Origin of the sequence: Streptococcus sp. 1559 (assembly GCF_013276735.1) — a bacterium.
Lineage (GTDB): Bacteria > Bacillota > Bacilli > Lactobacillales > Streptococcaceae > Streptococcus > Streptococcus pseudopneumoniae.
On record NZ_VMLO01000144.1, the window covers coordinates 1 to 775 of the forward strand.

At 44.9% G+C, this 775-nt stretch carries 1 pseudogene; it reads left to right on the forward strand.

Annotated features, from left to right (window positions below):
* Window positions 1–775: pseudogene (locus tag HT688_RS12330) on the forward strand (hypothetical protein); the annotation flags it as partial.

The window sequence follows — 775 nt, forward strand, 5'->3', positions numbered from 1 at the left end:
CAGGCTGAATTTGAGGTGCAGGCTGGCTCTATCCGTCAGGAAATCCTGAACGCAACCAAGGACAAGGCAGATAAGACATTGATTAGGGCTGAAGCAGGGAAATTACGAGAAGAATTTTCAAATATGCAAGTTGGTGGTCGGAACTATTATCGTGATTCCGAGAAAATTCAACAGTCTCGTTTTGGTTTTGTGTTTGATAATCTAGATCCCTATCTTTCAAAGTCCGATATTGGGACAACTTGGACTCTCTCGTTTGATTGTAAACTCGATGAAGTTGATGGTTCTTTTCCTTTCCATATGTCGCATGGTGGGGCGAATGGCTTTGGTATAGAGGGACAAAAAGAGTTCACTGCGACTAGGGAGTGGCAGCGATTTAGGCTTACAGGTTCGGTATTTTTTAAAGAGGATGCGCCCTCTGAATCCAAGCTACAGATGACCCTATTCAATTCAGATTTAGGATACGGAGGAACTCTTTTCATTCGTAGGATTAAACTTGAAAAAGGTACCCTAGCGACAGACTGGAGTCCAGCGCTTGAAGACACCAATGGTCTCATCACACAAGCTAAGGCTAGCTTTGAGCGAACAGCGCAGGAATTGCGAACGGATTTGTCGGCTGTTCAGGCCTATGTTACTCAAGATGGTCAAAGACAGGAAAGCTTACAGCGCTATACTCGTGAGGAGAGCGCGAGACAAGCAAGAGCAGTTCGTGAGCAGATATCCAGAGATTATGTAGGGAAATCAAGCTATCAAGAAGATGTGGAGGGGATTCATCGGA